This window comes from Aquimarina longa SW024 (assembly GCF_001401755.1).
In the GTDB taxonomy this organism is placed as follows: Bacteria; Bacteroidota; Bacteroidia; order Flavobacteriales; family Flavobacteriaceae; genus Aquimarina; species Aquimarina longa.
Window position 1 is genome coordinate 104,762 of record NZ_KQ474102.1, and the last position, 25,325, is coordinate 130,086.

The 25,325-nt window shown below is 29.1% G+C and carries 18 protein-coding genes; 10 read left to right on the forward strand and 8 right to left on the reverse strand.

Annotated elements, in window-relative coordinates; all coding sequences use genetic code 11:
- Positions 1-293 precede the first annotated feature (293 nt).
- Entirely contained in the window at positions 294-929 is a 636-nt protein-coding gene (locus N456_RS16530; RefSeq protein WP_205410279.1) for an LON peptidase substrate-binding domain-containing protein, read from the reverse strand.
- A gap of 153 nt (positions 930-1,082) precedes the next feature.
- Between N456_RS16530 and lysA the strand changes: the two genes are divergently transcribed.
- Entirely contained in the window at positions 1,083-2,321 is a 1,239-nt protein-coding gene (gene lysA / locus N456_RS16535; protein ID WP_062059654.1) for a diaminopimelate decarboxylase, read from the forward strand.
- Positions 2,322-2,545: 224 nt separating this feature from the next.
- On the opposite strand, the gene N456_RS16540 is transcribed toward lysA, so the two are convergent.
- The 5 genes from N456_RS16540 to bshC form a co-directional block, all read right to left on the reverse strand.
- The gene (locus N456_RS16540) at positions 2,546-2,770 is read right to left on the reverse strand and encodes a DUF3820 family protein (RefSeq protein ID WP_062059656.1); all 225 of its coding nucleotides are present in this window, start codon (positions 2,768-2,770) and stop codon (positions 2,546-2,548) included.
- 11 nt (positions 2,771-2,781) lie between these two features.
- Entirely contained in the window at positions 2,782-3,315 is a 534-nt protein-coding gene (locus N456_RS16545; protein WP_062059658.1) for a DUF922 domain-containing protein, read from the reverse strand.
- Between the two features lie 869 nt (positions 3,316-4,184).
- Positions 4,185-6,347, reverse strand: a complete 2,163-nt coding sequence (locus tag N456_RS16550) for a LysM peptidoglycan-binding domain-containing protein (RefSeq protein ID WP_062059660.1) — start codon at positions 6,345-6,347, stop codon at positions 4,185-4,187.
- Positions 6,348-6,403: 56 nt separating this feature from the next.
- On the reverse strand, positions 6,404-7,933 hold the full coding sequence (gene guaA, locus N456_RS16555) for a glutamine-hydrolyzing GMP synthase (protein WP_062059662.1): 1,530 nt from the start codon (positions 7,931-7,933) through the stop codon (positions 6,404-6,406).
- 523 nt (positions 7,934-8,456) lie between these two features.
- Positions 8,457-10,052 (reverse strand): bacillithiol biosynthesis cysteine-adding enzyme BshC, encoded by a 1,596-nt coding sequence (gene bshC, locus N456_RS16560; RefSeq protein ID WP_062059664.1) that lies wholly within the window; start codon positions 10,050-10,052, stop codon positions 8,457-8,459.
- A gap of 287 nt (positions 10,053-10,339) precedes the next feature.
- Here bshC and N456_RS16565 point away from each other — a divergent pair, with 287 nt between their 5' ends.
- The 9 genes from N456_RS16565 (at position 10,340) to N456_RS16605 (ending at position 21,081) form a co-directional block, all read left to right on the forward strand.
- Positions 10,340-12,823 carry a M14 metallopeptidase family protein gene (locus N456_RS16565; RefSeq protein WP_062059666.1) on the forward strand — a complete coding sequence of 828 codons (2,484 nt, stop codon included), beginning with the start codon at positions 10,340-10,342 and terminating at the stop codon, positions 12,821-12,823.
- A gap of 12 nt (positions 12,824-12,835) precedes the next feature.
- Entirely contained in the window at positions 12,836-15,001 is a 2,166-nt protein-coding gene (locus N456_RS16570; RefSeq protein ID WP_062059668.1) for a M3 family metallopeptidase, read from the forward strand.
- A gap of 95 nt (positions 15,002-15,096) precedes the next feature.
- A complete protein-coding gene (locus tag N456_RS16575; RefSeq protein ID WP_062059670.1) occupies positions 15,097-15,525 on the forward strand; it encodes a DMP19 family protein in 429 nt (142 codons plus the stop codon).
- A gap of 671 nt (positions 15,526-16,196) precedes the next feature.
- On the forward strand, positions 16,197-18,413 hold the full coding sequence (locus N456_RS16580) for an ATP-binding protein (RefSeq protein ID WP_062059672.1): 2,217 nt from the start codon (positions 16,197-16,199) through the stop codon (positions 18,411-18,413).
- Positions 18,414-18,427: 14 nt separating this feature from the next.
- Positions 18,428-19,144 (forward strand): LytR/AlgR family response regulator transcription factor, encoded by a 717-nt coding sequence (locus N456_RS16585; RefSeq protein WP_062059674.1) that lies wholly within the window; start codon positions 18,428-18,430, stop codon positions 19,142-19,144.
- A 677-nt stretch (positions 19,145-19,821) separates the two neighbouring features.
- A complete protein-coding gene (locus N456_RS16590; RefSeq protein ID WP_062059676.1) occupies positions 19,822-20,004 on the forward strand; it encodes a hypothetical protein in 183 nt (60 codons plus the stop codon).
- 20 nt (positions 20,005-20,024) lie between these two features.
- On the forward strand, positions 20,025-20,210 hold the full coding sequence (locus tag N456_RS16595; RefSeq protein ID WP_062059678.1) for a hypothetical protein: 186 nt from the start codon (positions 20,025-20,027) through the stop codon (positions 20,208-20,210).
- Between the two features lie 19 nt (positions 20,211-20,229).
- On the forward strand, positions 20,230-20,412 hold the full coding sequence (locus N456_RS16600; RefSeq protein ID WP_062059680.1) for a hypothetical protein: 183 nt from the start codon (positions 20,230-20,232) through the stop codon (positions 20,410-20,412).
- Positions 20,413-20,577: 165 nt separating this feature from the next.
- Complete coding sequence (locus N456_RS16605) at positions 20,578-21,081, forward strand: hypothetical protein (protein ID WP_062059682.1); 504 nt, start codon at positions 20,578-20,580, stop codon at positions 21,079-21,081.
- A 348-nt stretch (positions 21,082-21,429) separates the two neighbouring features.
- Here the strand turns inward: N456_RS16605 and rimO are convergent, their stop codons facing one another.
- Positions 21,430-22,731, reverse strand: a complete 1,302-nt coding sequence (rimO, locus tag N456_RS16610) for a 30S ribosomal protein S12 methylthiotransferase RimO (RefSeq protein WP_062059685.1) — start codon at positions 22,729-22,731, stop codon at positions 21,430-21,432.
- A 307-nt stretch (positions 22,732-23,038) separates the two neighbouring features.
- A complete protein-coding gene (locus tag N456_RS16615) occupies positions 23,039-25,213 on the reverse strand; it encodes an ATP-binding response regulator (protein WP_148639357.1) in 2,175 nt (724 codons plus the stop codon).
- Between the last annotated feature and the right edge of the window lie 112 nt (positions 25,214-25,325).

Sequence of the window (25,325 nt, forward strand, 5' to 3'; positions counted from 1 at the left end):
TGTGCCAATCTTTTAAGGTAAAAAAAACTAATCCTATATAATTCATCAAACAATCATAAAAATAGCAAAGCTATTATACTAGATTATGCATGATATATTATAATCTTAGTTATCAAAAAACACTTTCAATTAGAAACTAAAATATCGTTATTAATTCAGTTATTTTTATCCATATCTCTAACTGTCATCTGTTTTTTTTCTATTTCTGAATAAAAAAATGAATCAAATTTTAAATTGTATAATAAAATATAGAGTTCTATATATTCCTATAATAAAAGTGATAAAAACTACCATTACATCTTAAAATCTTCAAAATCTAATGGATTAAAGCTTTTAAAATGTCCATTCATTTTAATTACTTCTTTAGTTTTATTCATTTGCCTAACTACAGGAATTGTTGTCGTAAGATGGTTTATCAGATACTTTAATCTCTCTATTTCGTTTCTAAGTTTTAACAAATAGTATTCTTGATGTAAAGATAACCCTATTTTATGTGCTACTTGATAGCTAATCAAAGGGACGGTAAATACAGGGGGAGTGTCTATAGCTAATTCTGTATATAAAATTGTTATTTTTTTTAGTAGTTTTTCTTGTAATGCTGCTCTACTACTATTATCATCTTTTATAAATTCGACTTCTCCGCCAGCATAAAGCTTATCAGGAAACTCTTGATAAAACTTTTTTATTCTAAACACTCGTTTCCCCATACATATAACATCACACTCTCCTCGGGGATACTTCTGAGATATTTTTAGTAACTGTACTTCGGTTCCGTATTCTAATTTGTTATTTATAAATGTAGGTATTCCGAATAAGATATTTTCTTCTTCGCAATCATTAATTAATTGCTGGTATCTTTTTTCAAAAACATGTAGAGACAAACGTTCTCTTGGATAAACAACTGTCTGTAATGGAAAAAGAGGTAGCATTTTTTTTATTAAAAATACTAATTAACCTTATTTCCTTACCTTAAATAGAAGTTAAATATATCACAATCTCACTTAATCATATTTTTTTTTTGTACTAGTTATTAATATCTGTATTATTATTAATAATTTCGTGGACTTAAAATTTATACCACAATGGAGAATGAAAATTTATTAGCAATTGCAAGAGAATTTGGGAGTCCTGTTTATGTATATGATTCTTCTAAGATTATTTCACAGTATAATCGTCTTTCTAATGCTTTTAATAATGTCAAACAGCTAAAACTTAATTATGCTGTAAAGGCGTTATCAAATCTTACCATTTTAAAACTAATGAATTCATTAGGTGCTGGTTTAGATACGGTTTCTATACAAGAAGTGAATTTAGGCTTGAAGGCAGGTGTAAAACCAAGTAATATTATTTTTACTCCTAATGGGGTATCGCTTGAAGAAATAGAAAAAGTATCTGCCTTAGGTGTACAGATAAATATAGATAACCTTTCTATTCTAGAACAATTTGGAACAAAACATCCTAACACTCCTGTCTGTATCCGTATTAATCCCCATGTAATGGCCGGAGGAAATAGTAAAATATCAGTGGGGCATATTGATAGTAAATTTGGTATATCAATACACCAAATTCCACATATTCTTAGAATTGTAGAAAACACAGGTATGTCTATCAATGGAGTACACATGCATACTGGCAGTGACATCCTTGATGTAGATGTTTTTTTATATGCAAGTGAAATACTTTTTGAAACTGCTAAAAACTTCAAAAATCTAGATTTTATAGATTTTGGAAGTGGTTTTAAAGTGCCTTATAAGCCAGGAGATATTGAAACTAATATCGAAGAGTTTGGTAAAAAATTAACCAAGCGTTTTAATGCTTTTTGCAAAGAATATGGTAAAGAAATAACTCTAGGTTTTGAGCCAGGTAAATTTCTAGTAAGCGAGTCTGGACATTTCTTAGCTAAAGTAAATGTAATCAAGCAAACAACTTCTACCGTCTTTGCTAGTATTGATACTGGTTTTAACCATTTAATTCGTCCGATGTTCTATAATTCTCATCATGAAATTATTAATGTATCTAATCCTAAAGGGAAAGAACGTTTTTATTCTGTAGTAGGCTACATTTGTGAAACGGATACTTTTGCTAGAAATAGAAGAATTTCTGAAATTATTGAAGGGGATACTATTGCTTTTAAAAATGCTGGAGCGTATTGTTTCTCTATGTCTAGTAATTATAATTCTCGTTATCGTCCACCAGAAGTATTGTGGCATGAAGGAAAAGCTCATTTAATTCGTAAACGCGAAACTTTTGAAGATCTTATAAGAAATCAAGTAGATATTGCTGTTTCTTTCTCTAAAGAAACAGAATCGGTATCCTCCTAATTATAATTTATAGATAAGTATATTTATTTAGGAAATTAGTATGCCTTTATATAAAGAATTCTAAAACTTCTTACATAAATATACTTATTCTCTTAAGACTAGGGGAAACAAGCTCAAATTTATAAGTATTCATTTCTTACATAAATGATTTAATTATTCTGATATTTCTTAGAAGGCAATTAGTTATAAGGACTCCAATAGAGTACTAGTTATAAATAAAGTATTTATAATTCTCTAATATTTCTAACTAAATATTCTAATCCATTTACTTTTAACTCATAAACAGTTTGTAATTGCTGACCTAATGTTCCTTTAGGAAATCCTTTAGTATGATACCATACAATATAGTATTCTGGAAGATCTATAAGATATCTATCTTTATATTTGCCAAAAGGCATTTTAGCATGGGATAGTTTGATTAAAAAATCTTTTTGTAGTTGGACCTCCATAGATTTAAAAATTACTTGGCGAAATCACGATAATACCACATTAGTGTTTCCACTTTTTTTACCCATTTTTTCTGGGCTTCTCTATTTTTTGAATGCTCTGTTTCTTCATCATACCTTTCTTGCATATTAACTCTCATTCTTTCCACTAGCTTATACATTTTATTGAGATCCCTCCTTATATTACTTCCAGCATTATACTCTTTTAATCTTTTTCGCATTATTCTAGCATGTAATTCTGAAATATCAAAATGTAATTGCTCATGGGAAAGAAGACCATCTGACATATGCCCTCTTTTAACCCAAGATAGAGAAGGATAACAAAAACTATCGACTTGATAATTTAATTCAATCTCTCCTTTATCTTTACCATAAGACCATTGATATGTTATTCCCGTATTGACACTAGCATGAAAACTACTGTCCATATCAGGTTTTCCTCTAAAATCTGACCACGCTAACTTACTCCTTTCTGTATATGAGAATTTACCTACGTAACCATTATTATTGGCAAAAAATAAAAGTATAATAATAAAGTACTTACCCATAATTGCAAACAATTATGCCCAAATAAAAAGTTATTTTTCCATCCATTTTATAGAGATATTAGAAATACAATATGGGGCAAATATTGCAGTCTATCTATAGAATAGTTATTTATTGTTTAAATCATAAAAGATATATTGTATTTTTAAATCATCCACACTATCTTTTCTAAATTTAATCTTATTTCCTCCTTTGTTTTCCTTAACAATCTACATAAGCAATTATAATGCCAAGGTGGGGTATATTATGTTACATATTACAATTTTATAACCCTTATAATATCAAATATATATAAAAAATCTTTTTTTCTTATATCAATATATAATTTAATTTAGTAATCACATACTATTTTTGCTTTCTATTTTAAAGATTAAATTTGTCGGTTTCTAAAAACTTTACTTACAACTAACTAATCTCTGATCTTAACTTAAAACAAAAATAATCCTGTAGCCCCATATTTATCAATGGATTGGGGTAGTTATAAAAAATCATAAAGCTAATAATTACGAGGAAATATTAGGTTTTTCATAAGAACCATTATCAAAGAATTTCTATATCAGTTTCAAACTTATAATCTTAAGAATCTTCTATTAACTACCTTCACTACTACTTCTAACTACCTCCATAATACTAGTAAAAATCATTTTTTTTAATGTTTCTTCTTTGCCAAATAATAAGATTACTATAGAGTTTATAATTCTAAACATGAAAATATTTCCCTATTAAAAAAATAATTGGAAATCAAATATTTTAAAGTTCTAGATATAAAATAGTCACAAGATATAGTGTATTCTTCTATAGAAGAAGTACTTTACTACGAAATAAACAAATAATTTTATTACATGTCATCAAGCAAGTAGTTAAATGCTATTTATTTAACTATAGTTAATTTTAAATCATCTTCAAACTTAATTAGATATACTGCGTCATTACAATAACCTCCTAGAAGTTTTTTGGAATAACTAAATTTGTTTTCAACATACTCTGTAGTTGTTTCAAATGCAGCTGCATGATACATATCATCAGCAGTACCTAACCTCATCAAAATATCATAGGCTATATCAAAACCTCGTATTGCCCAATTATTAGGATAACTACCATATTCTTTTTTATATCTTTTTATAAATGGTGTAATTTCTTCTCCTTCTTCAATCTCCTTATTATCAAACTCTTTATCTACAGATGGATAATGCATATGTAATTTTGATAAATGCTCATTTTTAATATTATCATTATCAAAGGCATTGTTTTTATCAGTTGTAAATAATGTAATATTGTGGCTTTCTGATTTAGCATTAAGTAAAGGAATTACATTACTTATCATAGCTACGTCATCTGACTCAAGAAATACCCAGTTTGGTTTGTTCTTACTTAATACTTTATTAAGTCGTACCTCATACAAATAATTCCCTTTTTCTATCTTAGCAATTTTAGCCTTAGGAAACTTGGAAACTAATCTCTCTTTTATTGCTTCATATTCTGTTCCTTGTTGTACTACAAGAACAATATTTTTATCCGTAGAATCTTTTTCTACAAAAGATATTATCTTATCCTGAAGTATTATATTTGTTGGACGTGTTTGAAAAAAATTATCATGTAAGTTTGACTCTTTTTTTGATGCGGGAGAAAATACTGGTGTATTATATTTTTTAAGTTCTTCTGCTACTATCTCTGCATTAACTTGATACAATGGCCCTATAACTACATCTGTTTCATCAAAATTATTTTCTTTGATTATACTTTTAACATGTTCTTTATTATTATTTTTTTGGGTATCCAAGACAGTAAGTTCTGTGGTTATTCCTTTAGTTTTAGCAGAATCTACAGCGATTAAAATACCACTATAAAGATCTAATGCAATCCTTAGGCTTTGCTTATTCTTAAGATATTCTTCAGTTTCTTTTCTAGCTTCTAGATCTAAGGCATTTAAACTAAAAGGTAGCATCACTGCTACTTTTTTAGGAGTAAAATTATATAGACTACTTTCTAAGTTAATATATGTTCCTTTAGTAACTCTTGTCTTAACTGCGGATAATGTATCTTTTGGAATTGTAATAACCATACCTGCTTTTAACCCTTCTCTTAAATAAGGGTTCATATTAAATAGTGAGTCAGAAGAGATACCTGTTCTGTTTAAAATACGAAAAATAGTTTCTTTAGGCTTAACTTCATATAACTCATATCCGGGTTGTATTGTTTCTTTTAATGAAACAAAAACTGCTGTAGGAACAGTAATTTGCATTCCAACCGGAAAACTTGGATCCATATTAGGATTAAGTTGTTCTAACTCCCCTATTGTAATTCCATGTCTTCTGGCGATACCATATTTGGTATCTTTTGGTTGTACTGTGTATCTAGTTGTAGTTGATAATCTTGAATCTCCACTATGATCTACTACTTTATCTGGTATAGATTCTTTAGCAAATACGGGGATTCTTATTTTATCTTTCTTTCTTATCTGCTCAGAATATAATCTTTTATTATTCTTCTTTATATCTTCAACAGTGATTTCATATGTTTTTGCTATCCCATACAGCGTTTCTCTTCTTTTCACTTTATGAGTTATAAAACGAATAATTTTTCGCTCTTCTGGAATTGATTTCAAATCATCCAAAATATTATTCTTATCTCCATCTAAAGTGTTTTCTACAGAAATAGCATCTTTTTGTTGTACCTTACCTACATTTAGGATCTGACCAATATTAATACCCTTATCAGCTTCTGGATTAAGTAAATAGATCGCATCTACACTTATATTATATTTTTTGGATAAGCTATACACGGTATCGTCTTTTTCGACAACATGTGTATTATATTCTTGATCATTTACTACCGGAATAACTAAAATTTCCCCTTCACTAATCCCTTCTTTTGCCGTCGGATTAATTTTATATATAGCTTCAGGAGTAGTATTGTAACGTTTTGCTATCCTGTATACATTATCTCCTTTGGCTACTTTATGACTTTTATATTGTTGTGCATAAGTCGAAACTGATACGATCAACAATAAAAAGACCAATACAAACTTTTTCATGTACTTCCTTAATTTATTTTAATTCCCCACTTTAAAAAACTAGATTTTATAGAACTTTATTCCCACTCTATAGTTGCTGGAGGTTTAGAACTAATATCATATACTACTCTATTAACGCCTTTTACCCTGTTTATTATTGCATTAGAGGTTTTTTGTAAAAATTCATAAGGAAGATTTACCCAATCTGCAGTCATTCCATCTGTACTTTCTACCGCTCTTAATGCTACACAATTTTCATAAGTACGTTCATCGCCCATTACTCCAACACTTTGTACTGGTAACAAAATAGCGCCTGCTTGCCATACCTTATCATATAAACCATCTTCTTTTAATCCATTAATAAAAATAGCATCTACTTCTTGTAAAACAGCAACTTTTTCTGGAGTGATATCTCCTAGTATTCGAATAGCCAATCCTGGTCCTGGAAAAGGATGTCTACCAAGTAATTCTGGATCAAGTTCCATTGATGCTCCTACTCTACGAACTTCATCTTTAAACAACATACGTAGTGGCTCTACAACTTGTAACTTCATAAAATCAGGCAATCCACCTACATTATGGTGAGATTTTATGGTAGCAGAAGGTCCGTTTACTGATATAGATTCTATTACGTCTGGATAAATTGTACCCTGACCTAACCATTTAGCATCTTCTATTTGATGTGCTTCATCGTCAAACACTTCTATAAAAATATTCCCTATGATTTTTCGCTTTCTTTCGGGATCACTTTCTCCTGCAAGAGCTTTCAAAAAACGTGCCGAAGCATCTACGCCCTTAACATTAAGTCCCATACCTTCATATTGTTTCAATACAGCAGAGAATTCATTTTTACGTAATAATCCATTATTTACAAAAATACAATGCAGGTTTTCTCCTATAGCTTTATGTAATAGTACCGCAGCAACTGTAGAGTCTACACCTCCACTTAAACCTAGTACCACTTTATCATTCCCTATTTTTTCTTTGAGTTCTGCTACTGTAGAATCTACAAAAGAATTCGGTGTCCAATCTGGTTGGATATCTGCTATCTTAATAAGAAAATTTTCTAGTAATTGTTTCCCGTCAGTTGAGTGATATACCTCTGGATGAAATTGAATTGCATATGTTTCTTCTTCTTTAATTCTATATGCTGCATTCTTTACATCACTAGTACTGGCTAATCGTAAGGCATTATCAGGAAGTTTTTTTATCGTATCACTATGACTCATCCATACTTGTGAGTTTTTTTCTATATTTTCAAAAAACTGTTCTCCTTTTTCTATAAAAGATAGATTTGCTCTACCGTATTCCCTAGTATCTGATGGTGCAACTTGCCCTCCACTAAAATGCGCTAAATATTGAGCACCATAACAAACTGCTAAAAGTGGTTTTTTACCTCGAATCTCTGATAAATCAGGATGAGGAGCATCTTCTCCTCTTACAGAAAACGGTGACCCTGAAAGGATTACAGCTTTAAAATCTGATATATTCTTTGGTAAATTATTATATGGGTGTATCTCGCAATATATATTTAATTCCCTCACTCTTCTTGCTATCAATTGAGTGTATTGCGATCCAAAATCTAAAATAAGTACGTTGTTTTGCATAGGCAAAAATAAAATTAAATTATAACCTCTGAAATCCTAAGCACATTAATTTTCATTTGCTTCGCATTATTTTTGTTAACAGTGTTTTTTTAATACTATAAATACTTCCAATTGACGCTATATATCTTACTATAATTCAATACTATTTGTATTAAAAAAAATTAATCCTCAGATCAATAATCTCAGAACGTACCCACAAGATGTATTTTCTAAAAATATTTTGAATTCGAGAGAAATCCATTGAAATTAGAATCTTCAATGAGGAATTAAAAACAGTCTATTATACCTTTTTACGATACTATATATAATATAGTCAGGTTGATTGTATTTATAATAAAAAAAGATAGTCATGAAAAAAATGTATATATGTGGGAGTTCTTATCTTCTTATCATTATTAACAGTTTTCACTGTTTTGATTTAGAGATAAAGGCATACTAAAAATGATAATATAACGACCAATATTGATTAAACTAAAAAAAGTAAGGCATCTATTTTAAATCATTAAAAAAATAATATACTCCTTTATTGTTTTAAAATTACAAACTCTCCTTGTAATGGATTTAGGCAATTTATTAATATTGGTATTAAATCTTCTCCATACTCCAGATACATTTCAGAAAAATTAGTATTACGCTCTTGTAAACTCTGGTTAGGGAACAACTCATTTTGCAATATTGTTAATCGTTTTACATGGTCACTAAGCTTATATCGCTGCGCTTTTAGTAATCTTTTTTCTAGAGTATCTATACCTTTAAGTTGTTTAGTTTCTTGTGCTTTTACTGCATTATAAAAAGTAACATCTGTTTGTTTTGCTACTTCATACATTGCCTGAAACTGTTCTTTTAGATGCTTACGTTGCGTATCAAAATTAATATCAATATCAGAAATTTGTCTAACCTTTAGATTAATCAACTCATGTTGTTTCAAAAACAATTCTCTATCAGAGACATTGAGCTTCTCAATTTTTTTAGTTTGTTTTGCTTTCTGAATAAGAACTGAATTACGCAGTAATAGCATCGGAAAAGGGATTTCTACTGCTTCAAAATAATCTTTTAGTTCCATCCAATATGCTAATTCTCCTCCTCCACCTATATAGCAAAGGTTTGGCAAAATAACTTCTTGATACAATGGTCGCATCATTACATTAGGACTAAACCTCTCAGGCATCTCATAAAGGTGGTTTATTAGTTCCTTTTCACTCCAAGAGATATCAGTCTCGTTTACATAATATCTTCCTTCTTTTTCAATAATTCGTTCTCGCAATCCTTTATCCAAATAAAACAAATTTATCTCTCGTGGATTGACTTGTACTTTATATCCTGCTGCCTCTAATTGTTTTGCTTTTGGTAATACAGTAGTATATGATACTTTAGAAACTAACTCTTTTTCTACAAAAGGAATTAGCAATCGTTTTAATGCTTTATCATCTCCATCTATAATCACTAAACCATATGCTCCAAATAACTCATTAGCCAAATACCTAGTTGCTGCAGCAAGATTTCCATGTGTTATATATGCTTCCTTAAAAAGGAGTTTAAGGCGTTCTGCATTTTGTCCTAGCCCTATTTCTGAAGAAAAAACTTCAAAAACCTTATCTAACCCTTTTGTATCAAAATCTCCTACTGCCCCACCGTCCTTATGACTCCACTGTATTTTCTTTCCAAAAAGATTGAAATAATTAATTTCATCAAAATCATGATCTTCAGTTGCCATCCAGTAGATAGGCACAAAATTATACTCCGGATATTTTTCTTTTAAAATCTTAGTTAGATTTATCGTAGAAATAATCTTATATAAAAAATATAAAGGTCCTGTAAAAAGATTTAATTGATGCCCCGTAACAACTGTAAATGTATTTGACTGTTCTAAAAAAGCAATATGCTTTACTGTAACATCAGAAAGAATACTATTTTTATATTGCTCTTGTAATGCTTTTACTACTATTGCTCTATTCTCATCAGAGAAAGAGGCTTGTTTTTCTATGATTTGGTTTTTAAAGTTTTCTAATTTTGGATAACGATTATAAAAAGAATGTAACTCAGGTTTTTCTTCTAAATAATCACAAATAAGAGAGGAAAAGTAATTCGTATCACTAAACGGAATACAGTCACTAGGCATATATATATATTTTTTTAAAAAAGATTAAATTTTCTTTATGTATTAAAAATTTTATTCCATTTTCTAAATTTCACAAAATACAGTTCCGTATCTTTAAATACAAATACTATACAAAAATCCTTAAACATTATATTTTATAGTAATTAAAACTCTACTAATACAGTTTAATACATAAAGTGGGTTAAATATACATCAGATTGTTATTGTAAATCCTAAATTTTAGTTAATACCGATTATATCGTAAATTTAACTCGGTATTTTACGATTTTAAAATGAACAGTCAATCAATGAAAAAATTAATTATTACAATCTTTGTCGTAATTGTAACAACTTTCCTAACCTATTCACAACACAAATTACAATCTCCATCAGAGTTTTTACAATATCCCATTGGAAATCAATTTACAAGACATGCAGATGTTATACAGTATTTTGATTACATAGCTCGTAATTCTGATATGGTAAACTATCATACTTATGGAAAAACAAACGAAAGAAGACCTCTAACATATGCCATCATATCCTCTAAAGAAAACTTAAAAAATATTGAAAAAATACGACTAGATAATTTAAAGAATATAGGAATAGCAGAAGGTACTACCTCCAATCCAAAAATTGCAATTGTTTGGTTAAGTTACAATGTACATGGCAATGAAGCTTCTAGTACAGAAGCTGCTATGCAAACTTTATATGAGTTAATAACCCAAAAAAAAACTTGGTTAGAAAACACTGTAGTTATTATCGATCCATGTATGAATCCCGATGGACGTGATCGTTATGTGAACTGGTATAATCAAACCAAAGCTCACCCATATCAAATAGATCAATTGGCAGCAGAACACAACGAGCCTTGGCCAAGTGGTAGACCAAATCATTATCTATTTGATCTTAATCGTGATTGGGCGTGGGTTACTCAGGTAGAATCACAACAACGGTTAGAAATATATAACACGTGGATGCCCCATGTTCATGTAGATTTCCACGAGCAAGGGATTAATGAACCTTATTATTTTGCTCCTGCTGCAGAACCTTTTCATGAAATTATTACTCCTTGGCAAAAAAAATTCCAAACTCAGATTGGTAAAAATCATGCTAAATACTTTGATGCAAAAGGATGGTTATTCTTTACAAGAGAAAGCTTTGACCTACTGTACCCAAGCTACGGAGATACATATCCTACTTTTATGGGAGCCATTGGGATGACCTATGAGCAAGCAGGTCATGGACGAGCAGGACTAGGAATTAAAACTGATGAAGGCTACGTACTAACTCTAAAAGATCGTGTATTACATCATACTACAACAGGATTATCGACAGTAGAAATTTCATCTCAACAAGCTATAAAACTAAACTCGGAGTTTAAAAAATTCTTTACCAATACTACTCTAAAGTATAAAAGCTATATCCTAAATGGAGAAACTAATAAAATTAATAACTTAACAAAACTACTAGATCAGCATCAAATCAAGTATGGATTTACTAATGCTTCAAAAATTTCAGGATTCAACTATAGAGAAAACAAACAAGGTAGTATCAATGCTAATGGAGCCCTTGTTATAAGTACTAATCAGCCAAAAGGCAAAATGATAAAAGTACTTTTTGAACCTAGTGCTAAATTAAACGATCCACTTACCTACGACATCACTGCTTGGAGCATCCCATACGCATATGGGTTAGATGCTATTGCTTCCACCACATTGGTTATTGCTAATAGCACAAAAAAAGAAGTTCTTCTTGAAAATAGTATCAATACTTCTGGAGCTGGATATATTGCTAGATGGAATAGTATTAATGACGCTGCTTTTATGACTGATTTACTACAGCATGGTATTAAAGTTCGTTTTAGTGAAAAAGACTTTAGTAATGATGGTAAAGATTTTAAAAAAGGAAGTCTTATTATTACTAAAAGTGATAATCATAAAAACTATGATAAAACAGTTATCAATATAGCCAATACTCATCATCGAAAACTACATGTTGCTCGTACTAGTTTTTCTGATAAAGGAGTAGATTTTGGATCCCCAGATGTAAAACTAATTAACAAACAAAAAATTGCAGTTCTCAAAGGAACATATACATCATCATTAAATTATGGCGAAATTTGGCACTTCTTTGAACAACAACTTAAATTCCCTATTACATCTATTGACACCGAATATTTTAAGAGTTCAGATCTTAATAGTTACGATGTTCTTATACTACCCAATGGAGATTACAAAGACTATTTTAATCCGGATGCTTTAAATAAACTAAAAAAATGGATTACCAATGGTGGAAAAATAATCGCTATTGCTAATGCTTTAAATAATTTTATTGATAAAGAAGGATTCAATCTCAAAAAAAATAAAATCGAAGAAAAAGAAAACGATTCTATAGGGAACCTTATTACTTACAATCAACGAGAACGCGAAAGTGTGAAGAAATTTATTACTGGTAGTATTTTTAAAACCAAAGTAGATTCCTCACACCCAATGGCATTTGGATACAAGGATACATATTTTAGCCTGAAACTAGGAAATGATTCTTATAAACTTCTTCAAAAAGGATATAACATCGCATATATCGATAAACCTGAACTCATATCAGGGTTTGCTGGAGAAGATGCACTAAAAAATCTAAATAATTCATTATTATTTGGTGAGACAAAAATGGGTAATGGGTCTATTATATATATGATAGATAATCCACTATTTAGATCTTTCTGGGAAGAAGGAAAACTATTTTTTGTAAATGCTATCTTCTTTACTAACAATAACAAATCTAGAATTTAAAATTAAACAATCATGATTAACTCACAACTCTCCACAACTTTTAAAACAATAGCTTTATCAGCTATCGTGGTTTTAACAAGTTGTAACCAAAAGAAAGAAACTGTGGAAATAACCAAAACAAAAGAAACTGAAAACATCTTATTAAAAGAATGGACCGGTCCCTATGCGGGGACACCTGCTTTTGATAAAATGAATGTCACTGATATAAAACCAGCTCTTGAAAAAGGAATGGAGCTAAAACTTACAGAAATTGATGAAATTGCTAACAACCCAGAAACTCCTACTTTTGAGAATACAATTGTCGCAATAGAAAAATCTGGAGCAGAACTTGATAGGGTATTTACATACTACTATATTCTAAGTAGTAATCTGTCCTCATCAGAGTTTAGAGAGATCCAAAAAGAAATGGCTCCTAAATTATCAGATTTTGAATCTAAAATATCACAAAACAAAAAATTGTTTGAACGTATTAAAACAATTTATGATAACTCATTACAAACACCTTTAGAAGCAGACCAACAGCGTGTAGTACAACTGATCTATGAATCTTTTGCTATGAATGGTGCAGCTTTAGATGAAGAAAAGAAAAAACGGTATGCAGCAATCAACAATGAGTTGTCTGGTTTGTATACTAATTTCTCTAACAATGTTTTAGCAGATGAAGAAGGATATGTAACCTATCTTACCAAAAACCAATTAAGTGGATTATCAGAACCGCTCATCAAAGCTTACGCAAAAGCTGCAAAAGATAAAGGACAAGATGGAAAATACGCAATAACCAATACTAGATCTTCTATGGATCCTTTTCTTACATACTCTAATGAGAGAGCTATACGCGAAAAAGTATGGAGAACGTATTATTCTCGTGGAGATAATGGTGATGATAAAGATAATAATGAAAATATTGCAAAAATTCTAAAACTTAGAAAAGAACGTGTTGGATTACTAGGATTCGATAATTTTGCAGATTGGAGGTTACAAAACCGTATGGCTAAAAATCCTGAAAATGCCATGAATTTAATGAATGCTGTTTGGCCAGCAGCAATTGCCAGAGTAAAAGAAGAAGTTGCAGACATGCAAGCTGTTGCAAATGCGAACGGAGATAAAATAACTATTGAACCTTGGGATTATCGTTACTATGCAGAAAAAGTACGAAAAAAGAAATATGATCTGGATTCTGATGAGGTAAAACAATATTTACAATTAGACAAACTAACAGAAGCTATGTTTTTTGTTGCAGGTGAACTGTTTAACTATAAATTTACTCCTATTCAAAAAGGAAAAGTTCCTGTATTTCATGAAGACGTAAATGTCTGGGAAGTAAATGATAAAACCTCCGGAGCACATATTGGCTTATGGTATTTAGATCCATTTGCCAGAGAAGGAAAAAGATCTGGTGCATGGGCAACAACCTATAGAAGTCACACTACTTTTAATGGTAAAAAAAATGTACTTGCATCAAATAACTCTAATTTTGTAAAACCCGCTCCAGGAGAGGCCGTTTTAATCTCATGGGATGATGCGAATACATTTTTTCATGAATTTGGTCATGCATTACATTTCTTTTCATCAGAAGTAAGATATCCAACTCTTAATAGTGGTGTACGTGATTATACAGAATTTCAATCTCAGTTATTAGAACGTTGGTTAGCTACTGATAAAGTAATTAACAAATATCTAGTGCATTATAAAACAGGAGAACCTATCCCCAAAACATTAGTTGACAAAATAAAAAAAGCAGCAACTTTTAACCAAGGTTTTGGAACCACAGAATATTTAGCATCTGCATTAATAGATATGAAGCTTCATTTAGCTGATCCTACAAATATTGATATTGATGCTTTTGAAAAAGAAGCTTTAGCAGAATTAAATATGCCTAAAGAATTAGTAATGCGACACCGCACACCGCATTTTGGACATGTATTTTCTGGAGAAGGATATGCTACAGCATATTATGGTTATATGTGGGCAGATGTATTAACCTCTGATGCTGCAGAAGCTTTTGCTAAAGCTCCAGGCGGATTCTATGATAAAGAAGTTGCCACTAAATTAGTTAAATATCTATTTGCTCCTCGTAATGCAATAGATCCAGCAGAAGCTTATCGAAAGTTTAGAGGACGAGATGCTAAAATCGAAGCATTAATGAAAGATAGAGGTTTTCCTATTCCGAAATCTTAAAAAATCATCTAATTAAAAAATACACATATACTAGTTATCCTTAAGTATATGTGTATTTTTTGATTATACTATTATCCTGTTTAATTTATTTTAAAATGAGTATCTCTAAAATAGAACAAGAATGGTTTGATTATACGATTCATTTTGTTGAAAAACTAAATGAAAATAACCAAGATTGGTCAAAACTTAACAAAGATGAACAAGAATTAGCCGCTCTTTGGAAACTAGAAATGGATGTCCATAATGGAGGTTTTCTTCAGTTTTTCACAAATTGGGGATGGTCTTGTTATGAAAATGCTATACGTTGTTTAAAAAAAATAGAAGCAAATAATTCACTTAGAATTATTGAAACAGCCTATGCTATAATTGATAAACACAAAGATGATAACAGATTAAAAACCTTAAACGATTTATATCATATATTATCCAATGAAGAAGTCGATATCATTGATAAACTTGATCATGAGTATTGGGATGTACCAGATGATATTCCCAAATTGACTTTTAAACAATATAAAAAATAATTTAGAAGTTATAATATTGATAATTCATAGCCACTACTAACTTCGTTATTTTATTGGAAACGTCATTACACTACTAATAAAAATAACCCTGATTACACACTGGTTTCTACACACTACATAAAACAATATATTATAAATAGTCTACTACTCCTATTTAAAATCTATTATACTTATAGTAAGTATCCCCATACCTCTATCTCATACGTAGCGTATGTTCATTAAAGTTTTTATTTTTGCGTTTACCATACTAATACTTCCTGCAATAAAAACTGTTAAAAAAAGCTAATGTTTTTTTAACACACGATCATCACAAAAACCTAGTGTATAACCTAGAGTTAATTCTTAAAAAAAATCAGATAATCTTTTCTCTTTACTTTTTAATATTCATTCTATCATATATCAACACCAATTCAGTATAAAATTACGGAACTTTATATATAAATTTAATACAACTTATTTTTTTGTTAATTTTATTGCATTAATTATACGAGTAAAAATATACTACTCATAGAGTATTCAGATATATTAGAGGAGTTTTGTTATAAATATGTAGCTGGTTGTCTAAATAATATGGATGATTGTTTATAACAATTACTTTTGTGTTAAAAAACTTACTTAAAAATCAATGCACTTAGTGTATTATATATTTTAATGCTGCTTATTTTAAATTTATGCTAAAACGAATTTTTATTTTCTCTATCTTAATTCTTATAGTATTTTTAAGCATTTACGCTAAGAGTAAACAGGATTTCTGTGAGAAATGGAATAAACTACTCGATACAACAACCAATGTAGATTTAAAAATACGATATAGTAAGCAAATAGTTTCTAAAGCAGATCCTTTATGTAAAGTACGAATTTATGCAAAAATAGGAGCATTCTATCATCAGAAACAAAAACTTGATTCTGTAGTACATTTCTACACTAAAGCGATCAAATTAGGAGAACACATAAAAATCAAAGAAGAAGAACTCTGGTCTATGTATGCTAACAAATCGTTTTTTTTAGTTAAAAATAACAATCAAAAAGAAGCTTTAATTTTATTACAAAACGTAAAAAGACTTATTAAAAACGATATCAATAATAATGCATGGTTAGATTATTATGCTAGTCATGAATTAATTGCAGAAAAAAACAAAGATTATTATAAAGCTATAGCGTATTCAGATTCTACAATCCAATTAAAAAGAAGAATCAATGATACAACTAGCTTACCTACTAATTACAATAATATAGGATCATATTATTATCTTTCTTCTAATTATGAAGAAGCTATCAAAAATATATTATACGCTACAGAATTAAGAGAAAAACAAGATAATCCTAAGGGTTTAGAAACTAATTATCATAATCTAGGGCTTTTTTATGTAGAATGGGGGCAGTATGAGACTGGAAAAAAATTTATTAAGAAAAGTATTTCTAGAGCAAAAGAAGTAAGAAATCATCATGGACTTATGCTTGCTTATTCAACATTAGCAAGATGCTATCGAAAATTACAAGAAAATGATAATGCAATTAAAACCGTAGATTCTATCTTAGTTCTTGCTAAAAATCAAAAAGATGATATAACAGTTGCTGGAGCCTTAAGAGAAAAAGGTTGGGTATATCTTAATAATATAAAGCAGTATGATACCGCAGAAAAATATTTTATAAAATCTCATGAGATCATTAAGCTCTCTAATAATAACAATAACTTACATCAATCTTTTAAAGCTTTAACAGAAGTATACATTAAGAAAAAATCATATAAAAAAGCAGGGAAATATTTAAAACTATTAGAATATATAACAAAAAGAATGACTCCCTTAATTAATCAGCAAGAACTACATAAAAGATATAGTGAATATTATGAAGAAATAGGGCAACCCTCTTTAGCAATTGATCATCTTAAAAAGTACTACACTATTAAAGATGCTATTGCTAATGAAAAAGTAAAAACTCAAGTAGCGCATCTCGAAAAAAAATATGATACAAAAAAGAAAGAATTAAAAATTGTAACTCTTAATAAAGAAAAAGAAAAGCAAAAAAAAATAGCAATACAAGCAAAGTCTAGGCAAAATTTATACTTATTGGCTACCTTTTTTTTATTATCCTTATTAATTACTGGAATATGGGCTTTTCGAAAATTACGCAAACAGCAAAAAGAACTAGTCTCTATAAATCAAGTTAAAAATAGGTTATTCTCTATCATTGCTCATGATCTTAGAGGAATGATCATACCATTTCAACGATCTGGTAAAATTTTAAAATATCATATTGACAAAGAAAACTTTCATCGCACTATAGAAATTTCTCAAGAGTTAGAAAAAAACTCAGAAAACCTTTCTTACATGCTTGACAATCTACTGAATTGGTCTTTAGAACAAATGAATGGATACAAAATTAATCCTGAAAAAATCTCTATAAAAAACCAATTTCGAGAACTTATTGCTAGTTTTGAACAGCAAACAATCTATAAAAAAACCAAAATTAATTTAAAATATAAAGAAGATATACTTATAGAATTCGATAAAGGAGCTTTTAATGTTATATTTAGAAACCTAATTAGTAATGCATTAAAATATACTGAAAATGGAACTATAACTATTGAATTTAAAAAAGAGTTAAATTCTTTTATATGTTCAATTATTGATACAGGTATAGGAATGTCTGAGAAGCAACTTCAACAGCTATTTACAATAGAAAAAGAACAATCTACCATAGGGACACAAGGAGAAAAAGGTACGGGGATAGGTCTTAATTTAGTATATCGTTTTGTGAAGATGCATAACGGCAAAATTACAGTATCGTCAAAAAAAGAAATTGGCACACAGTTTGAATTAAATATACCTATATTACAATCATTAAAAATAAAAGAAGAGAATGTATCAAAATTCTTTTCTACATAAACTATTTATGGATAATGAATATATATATAGTAGAAGATGAGATTTTTCATTTAGAAGATCTTAAAATTACTTTAGAAGAGTTAGGATATACTTGTATAGGAAACTCTAATGACCCTTTTGAAGCACAAGAACAAATTGGAAAACTAAATCCAGAAGTTGTTCTATTAGACATCCATCTTAATGGAAAACAGGCAGGAATAGATTTAGGAAGAAGAATTAAAACCCTTTATAACATACCTACCTTATTCACCTCTTCTGATTGCAGTCCCACTATTATATCACAAGCTGCTGATATTGAACCTATAGCATATATCACTAAACCAATTAATAAAAAAGATTTACAAGCTGCCATGATTCTTGCAGAAAAAAAGATTTCTACTATTAAAAATAAAAATACTGCCGAAGAGCCATCAAACGTGTTTATTAAAAGTGGTAACAAGCTAGTAAAAGTAACTATCGACTCCATTCTTTTTGCCCATACTGATTCTAAAAATTATTGCTCATTAGTAACATCTGATAATAAAAAACTTTCTGTCCGGTATTCTATTCTTGGTCTACACAAACTCTTAAATAATGATGTCTTTGTACAAACACATCGCTCTTATATTATTAATTGGAGAAAAGTAAATTTTTTTTATGAATCAGACCAGACTATAGAAATAGAAGGATACCGTATTCCTGTAGGACGAACATTTAAAAGTGATGTTTATAAAAAACTAAAAATAATTTAGTCAAATTCTACTTCTAATAATCACACTAATTTTTGCCGTCTAATGATATTAATATTTTATTCTTAGGTCAAACAATTAAGATAGTCTAATGTCGCTAAAAAAATATTCTCCTTCTCTAAATGCGTACAGTATTATCAATCCAAAATTAAATTATATAATAGCTCATTTTTTTATTACAAAAGAAAGTTAACCGTTATTGTTTACCCAAAGAAGAATAGCTTATTCTTAGCTTAATTAAATAACAAATATAAAATCATGCAGTTTAGTCATGTTTTGAAGTATTATTAAAAAAACAGTTATATTCCATTAAATTCACAACAAAAACAACATAAAATAGTTTTTCAATAATTTAAACCATATAATACAACCTAAAATTATTCAGAAACACAACTCCCAATGTTACCAAATTGTTAATTCTAGTGTTTTTTTAAAGAGAATTAGAAGTATTGATTATTCAATAAAACAAATGAAAAATTGAATAAAAATCATAAGATAACTTAACTGTATTAAACAATTCAAAAATGATGTTATGAGTCTATTAAAAACTTCTCAATTCATTTTCTATTAACTTATTAATCTCAAGCAGTTCGTTAATCTATTTTTAAGATTTCATGTCTTTTTTTTAGATACATTTGTCCTCGATTTAACCTAATATACAAAACAAAAAAATAAAAGTGATGATCAAAAAATTCCTATCTCTACTTGCTATTACTGCTGTTCTATGTTCATGTGAAGCAGAATCAGTTGATGAAAGTGTTTTTACTTCAGAAAAAGAACCTACGGAGACAACTCCTGAAAATGAAAAACCTATAGAAGTTATAGATTCGTCTAATGAAGTGAAAAATGATCTAAATTTTTAAAAAAACAAAAATAAAAAGTGATGATCAAAAAATCCCTATCTCTACTTGCTATTACAGTTATTCTATGCTCATGTGAAGCAGAATCAGTTGATGAAAGCGTTTTTACTTCAGAAAAAGAACCTACGGAGACAACAACTCCTGAAAATGACAAACCTATAGAAGTTATAGATTCGTCTAATGAAGTGAAAAATGATCTAAATTTTTAAAAAACAAAAATAAAAAGTGATGATCAAAAAATCCCTATCTCTACTAGCTATTACAGTTATTCTATGTTCATGTGAAGCAGAATCAGTTGATGAAAGCGTTTTTACTTCAGAAAAAGAACCTACGGAGACAACTCCTGAAAATGAAAAACCTATAGAAGTTATAGATTCGTCTAATGAAGTGAAAAATGATCTAAATTTCTAAATTACATATAATTTATATAAAAAAAGAAGTCCAAATTGGGCTTCTTTTTTTATGTAAAAATCTGAATCATACTAAAATATATGCACATTAACTGATCTCTATTTAGACATCAGAAAGCAAAATAGGTCAACAAAATAATGTATCTTTAGAAAAATATCATTGTTAATGCATCCTATAGCAAAGTTATTATTATTATTTGGGTTTTGTTTTTTACAGAGTACTGCTCAGGATAAATCTAATGATCAATATAGAGCATTTGATTTTTGGATTGGAGAATGGAATGTATATAAACATAACACTGATTCTATAGTAGGAAAAAGTAAAATAGAATCTATTATAGATAATAAAGCCATTAGAGAAACCTATCATTCTACTTCATCTAAATATCAAGGTACTAGCCTTAATAAATACAACCCTAGAACGAATCAATGGGAACAGTTTTGGGTAGATAATAGTGGACTTACATTACATCTTCAAGGGAATCTTAAGCATCGTAAAATGATATTACAAAATGAGGTTGTCACTAAAAAAGGAGCTTTATTAAATAAAATCGAATGGCAAAAAAACACTGACGATACCGTAAGACAGACTTGGTACCAAAGTACTGATAAAGGAAAAAATTGGAACATCATTTTTGATGGTGACTACAAGTCTTCAAAAAGTAATTAAATCAAATCGTAACTTATATAAATTCTTATAAATAACAACACTTTAAGATCAGTTTTTCTAAATAGTTCCAAGAAATCTGAAAATTCTTTTAGCGATAGAAAATCTAATGCAGCTTTCATCTCTATTATATTAATCTCAGTAATATATTTTACTCACATCTTAGTATATAATTGATTTTTAAAATTAGAAATACTAAACATATCTATTTATATCAGAATCATGACTTTTCTTCTATTTTTCAAAGAATTTTATACCATTTACATAAAATATGGATATGTAGAATCACATCACTTAAATTTTAAATCATAATATTTTGACAGAAAAAAATAGTAGAAAAATACTATCTAACTAAATAACTTCTCCGTATAAGTCAAAATCTTCGGCTTCATAAATTTTTACTTTTGCAAAATCACCTGTTTTGAGATAATGTTTAGATGCATCAATTAACACTTCATTATCTACATCTGGAGAATCAAACTCTGTTCTTCCTATAAAATAATTTCCTTCTTTACGATCCACAACTATTTTAAACTCTTGTCCAATTTTTTGTTGATTTAACTCCCATGAAATTTGCGATTGAATTTCCATAATCTCATTAGCGCGTTCCATCTTTATTTCTTCTGGGACATCATCTTCTAAAGTATAGGCATGTGTATTCTCTTCGTGCGAATATGTAAAACATCCTAAACGTTCAAAACGCATTTCTCTCACCCACTCTCGTAGGGTTTCAAAATCCTCTTGTGTTTCACCTGGATATCCTACAATAAGTGTTGTACGAATAGTCATTTCAGGAACAGCTTCTCTAAACTCTTTTAAGAGTTTAGTTGTTTTTGCTTTAGTTGTTCCACGGCGCATCGATTTTAATATAGGATCTGCTATATGTTGCAGAGGTATATCAATATAATTACACACCTTTGGTTCTGCTTTCATTACCTCTAGAACTTCCATTGGGAAACCTGTTGGGAATGCATAATGTAACCGTATCCATTCTATTCCTTCTACCTTTACTAATGCTCTAAGTAAATCTGCTAGTTTTCTTTCCTTATAAAGATCTAATCCATAGTATGTTAAATCCTGAGCAATTAAAACTAGTTCTTTAACACCATCAGCAGCTAATTTCTCCGCTTCTATCACTAATTCTTCAATTGGTGTAGATTTGTGTTTTCCTCGCATTAAAGGAATAGCACAAAAAGAGCATGGTCGATCACATCCTTCTGCTATTTTTAAATATGCGTAGTTTTTTGGGGTTGTTGTTAATCGCTCTCCAATAAGCTCATGCTTATAATCTGCTCCTAATGCTTTTAATAATCCAGGAAGTTCTGTTGTCCCAAAATACTGATCAACATCTGGTATCTCCTCTTCTAGGTCTGGTTTATAACGTTCAGAAAGACACCCTGTAACAAAAATTTTATCTACTGCTCCATCTTCTTTTTTCTGCACATATTCTAAAATGGTATTTACAGATTCTTCTTTAGCATTAGCTATAAAACCACAGGTGTTAATAACAACAATATTCCCTTCCTCTTCATGAACAACTTCTTTATTGTTTGCTCGCAATTGCCCCATTAATACTTCGCTATCATATACATTCTTACTACAACCTAATGTAACTACATTAATCTTATTCTTCTTTAATGTCTTTGTTCTCATATCTTCTGAATAAAGGTGTGCAAAGATACGAGGATAAAACAAAGTTTAAGGTATAAATTCAATAACTATATAGATTTAACCCTGATTACTCTATAGTCCTATACTAACTTAAACAGATATTTGGTTATATTATAATATATAAGCTAATCAAATGACTTTCATCGTGTACTATCTAAGCGATATAATGAAAAAAGGTAACATATCTCTTCTACTTTAAATACTATTTATCTCTTGTTCTAATAATAGTTTTATAGGTACTTATATTTTATGCAAAAAATTAAAAATTCTATCTAAATTTAAGATCATATTAATTAAAACAATACTCTATAATTTTCTGGTATAGTATAGATTCTTTATAAGGTTTACTAACGACATCTGTTAACCCTAGGCGTTTTAAATCTTCGGAACTGAAGTCTATTTCTACTGCAGTAAGTGCTAAAATAGGAATATTATGATCTTTTTCTCTAATTTTTAAAGTCGCATCATAACCATTCATCACTGGCATATGTATATCCATTAATATAAGATCATAATAGCATAAAGGTTTAGAATTAAAGGTTTCGACTGCTACCAAACCATTATCGCAAATAGAAAATTCCATCTTATTTTTTTTTAGTGTTTTTGCTATAATCAATTGGTTTAATTTATGATCTTCTACAACTAACACTTGTAGTCCTTCTAGCTTTTTTAAATCAATATCAGTTATTTCTTTAGGTATTTCTAGCTCTATATATTTAAAAGCTAAACTAAATGAAAATTGACTCCCTTTATTTTCCTCACTCTCTATATTAATAGTGCTCTCTAGCGATTCTAAGAGCTGTTTTACAATCGATAACCCAAGTCCACTACCTTGGAATTCTTTATTTATATTCTGTGATTTTTGTCCAAATTCATCGAAAATTCCCTTTTGATCAGCCTTAGAAATACCAATACCGGTATCTTTTACTTCAAATAAAATTCGACAAGTAGTATTGCTCTTATTTTCTAAAATAGCACTAACCCAAACTGTCCCTCCTTCTGTAAACTTTATAGCATTGCTTATTAAATTAATAAGGATCTGATTGAGTTTTAAATGATCACCATGTAGTATTTTAGGAATGGTAGGATCTATACTTAAAAGTAAGTTATCATTTTTATTTTTTAATTGAACCGTAAATGTATCGACAACTTCTTGAATACATTCTCTAAATTTAAAATCAGAGTTTTGAGCTTCTAATCGATATGAATTAGATCTATAATGATTTAACATATTATCAACTAACAATAATAAATGATTAGATGCATTTTTTAAAAACTGTAAATATTTTTTTTGACTAGGTCTTGGTGATTCTTCTAATAAAATATTATTAAACCCTATAACAGAATGTAGTGGTGTTTTAATTTCATGGCTAATCATCGCAATAAATTTTGATTTTTGCTCTGAAATTTTAACTGTACTTTCTCTTAGTTTCTTAAGAGTTTTATTTTTTTTAGATAATATAATGATACTTATAATAAATAATATTACAAAAAAAGAGAGTAATAACAGTGAATATTTTAAACGCTTTTTTTGTTCTTTTTGCAACGCTACTTCTTTTTGAGCAATTTCGAGTGCTAAAACATTATCTTCAAATTGCTTAAGCTCTTCATTTTCTTTTATTTTCTCCTCTAAAAGTTCTTTATTATACTTTTTATCGTGTTTGGCATACGATAAATGATAATCAAAAGCTTTAGTAGAATCTTTGATTTGTATATAATACTCATAATAACGAAAATAAATAGTAGCTATATTTTTGTCATCTCCCTGTCTTATATAATAGTCTAACGCTTTTTTCAAATAGATATCTCCAGACTCAAAATCATCTGACTTTATATCTGCAACACCAATAATCATCCAAGAAAGTGCACGAACTTGATCTAAAAAACGATCATATTTTTTAGAAGAAAAACCCTGGATTACCTGTATTGCTTTTCTTGCATATGTTTTTGCTTTTTCATATTCTTCTTTCTTATAATAATAATTAGCTAGATTTACTAAAGGAGATGAATTATGAGTTTTATTATTTGTTAAAACAGCATATTTAATAGCTTCATTATATTTAGAAAATGCTTCTTTTTCTTTTTTCATATCCAGAAGCAAGCTAGCATAAGTGTTATAAATACCTGAAAGTTCTGATATTTGGTGAATATCTTTTTGGTATTGAATCGCTTTTTTATAATAAATCTCAGAGTTTTTATAATCTTTTACTGCTCTATAGATCGTTGCGTAATAAAAATAAGAAGCACCTATTAAACTGTCTCTTTTATATTTTTCAGCTAATGCAAAAGCATCATTTACAACTGCCATTGCTTGAGTATTTCTGTTTTTATTTCTTAAAAACATTGACTCGCTAAACATATTTTTTATACTATCATCTATAGTCATTTTAGGCACTTCTTGCGCATAACTAACAGTAAGTAGTGTATATAGAAATATTATGATATAAGAAATAGATAGCTTCAATATAATAGAGTAATACTATTTAGATTCATTCCTTAGCTTACGAAAATACAAAACAAGCATATAATGTAGAGCTATAATATATTTAAACACTTAGTAAGAATACAAGTTATAT